The organism is Bartonella sp. MU70NMGDW, from assembly GCF_042194085.1.
In the GTDB taxonomy this organism is placed as follows: domain Bacteria; phylum Pseudomonadota; class Alphaproteobacteria; order Rhizobiales; family Rhizobiaceae; genus Bartonella; species Bartonella grahamii.
In genome coordinates this window covers 1-1,547 of record NZ_JBHIMK010000271.1, presented here as the reverse complement: position 1 = coordinate 1,547, position 1,547 = coordinate 1, and the positions used below count along the sequence as shown (strand labels likewise).

The 1,547-nt window shown below is 37.3% G+C and carries 2 protein-coding genes and 1 pseudogene; 1 reads left to right on the top strand and 2 read right to left on the bottom strand.

Annotation, left to right across the window (positions count from 1 at the left end; all coding sequences use genetic code 11):
• Both ACFIKE_RS10365 and ACFIKE_RS10360 read right to left on the bottom strand, forming a co-directional pair.
• Positions 1 to 194: pseudogene (locus ACFIKE_RS10365) on the bottom strand (hypothetical protein); the annotation flags it as partial.
• A 165-nt stretch (positions 195 to 359) separates the two neighbouring features.
• Positions 360 to 1,010, bottom strand: a complete 651-nt coding sequence (locus tag ACFIKE_RS10360) for a S24 family peptidase (RefSeq protein ID WP_375649785.1) — start codon at positions 1,008 to 1,010, stop codon at positions 360 to 362.
• Between the two features lie 107 nt (positions 1,011 to 1,117).
• Here ACFIKE_RS10360 and ACFIKE_RS10355 point away from each other — a divergent pair, with 107 nt between their 5' ends.
• Positions 1,118 to 1,378 (top strand): hypothetical protein, encoded by a 261-nt coding sequence (locus ACFIKE_RS10355; RefSeq protein ID WP_375649783.1) that lies wholly within the window; start codon positions 1,118 to 1,120, stop codon positions 1,376 to 1,378.
• The last annotated feature ends 169 nt before the right edge of the window (positions 1,379 to 1,547 follow it).

Here is a 1,547-nt window from a genome sequence, read left to right as displayed (position 1 = left end):
GCAATTTCTTCAGAGATATCTTCACAATTATTCTCAGAAGGATTGATGCGAAAGATTTGGATTGCATCATCTGCCTCGTCAATAATTTTTAGAATTTGGCTTGCATCAAGTGGTCCAGACTCTGCAATGTGTTGATCTTTATCGTAGGCAACTAATAAAATTTCATCAGAATTTATAAGAATTGGATTTTCCATAATTTCTCCTCCCTAACGCCTCTTGGCGATTGTTTGTGCGTGGTTTATGGATACCAATGTAGCGATTTTAAAAACAAAGTCAACAAAAAAATGTAGCGATTTTGAAAATCTTTAAAAAAGTAATAAACTAAAGGCTTACTTGAAGAGAAGTATAAAAATATTAATTCATATTCTGGCTGGCTTAATCCAGTCGATAGGTGCACACCATTCTAATTCTACATCTACGATATCGGCATATTTTCCATTTATACTGGATAAAACCCATTTCCCTTTTTCTTTTCCGAGACGTAATACTTTGATGTAAACTTTTCCACATTTAGTTTTTATGATAGCACGGTTGTTAATAAGATCCTCTGGTGGCAAATGATAGGAATAAAAAAGAAGGCTTCCTTCTTCAATGGCTGGAAACATAGAATCACCTACCACGCGAACAGCAACAGTTCCTTTAGGAGCGGATGGCGGGGCTTCTACTTCTTCTAGACAACCAGAATCTATTGCGTTTATTTCTCCTCCGGCTCCTACAGATCCGATCAAAGGAACTAAGTGATTAGTGGGAATAGAAGCACCTGTAAGCTTTGATATTTCTAATAATTCTCGAGCAGAAATATCTCTTGTTCCTTTTAGCATTTTATTGACGGCAGCACGATCTATCGAGCGACCTAAAGAAGCGGTTAGCTGTCTTGAAAGCTCTGATTGGCTTAATCCAGCTTCAGATAAGGCATTTTGTAACCATTGCGAGATACTTATTGTCATATCTTTATTGTAGGTACGTTGTATACAATCGTCATTTTCTAATTTAGCAACATATAGTTTCATTATCAATTTTCTTTCTTGACATTGTTTTTATAATCGCTACATAATGTACTATGAAACAATTTTCGGAAATAATAAATCTGTTAGGTGGGGTTCGTAGGGTATCTCAGTTGCTTGGGGTTCATAGAACACGCGTGTACGTCTGGCTCCGTCCTATATCAAAAGGTGGAACTGGTGGGAGAATTCCAACAAAACATATCCCAATTCTTTTGAATGAAGCCAAAAGAATTGGAGCACCGATTAAGGCAGAAGACTTTTTCTCGTTTTTTTATAGGACGCAATCATGTGATTCTAAATTATCTTCACAATCTGCTTTTACTGCTGCTTCTACAGATAGTAATGAACATCAACAGCACCATTCACATTCTTAAACAGGCAAAAATAAAGAGACAAAATTAATAGATTACGCGTCACCATGCGCACGCATAAATACGCAACAGCCTTAAGGGGGGATTATGATCATTAACGCACAAACCATTTTATGTCTTGATCTAGGGACCAAGACAGGCTGGGCGATATGCGGTGCGGATGGTCACATCA

What these genes read in the sequence shown, in the direction of transcription:
- ACFIKE_RS10360 (WP_375649785.1), bottom strand. Translation starts at nt 1,010, where the DNA reads ATGAAACTATATGTTGCTAAATTAGAAAATGACGATTGTATACAACGT.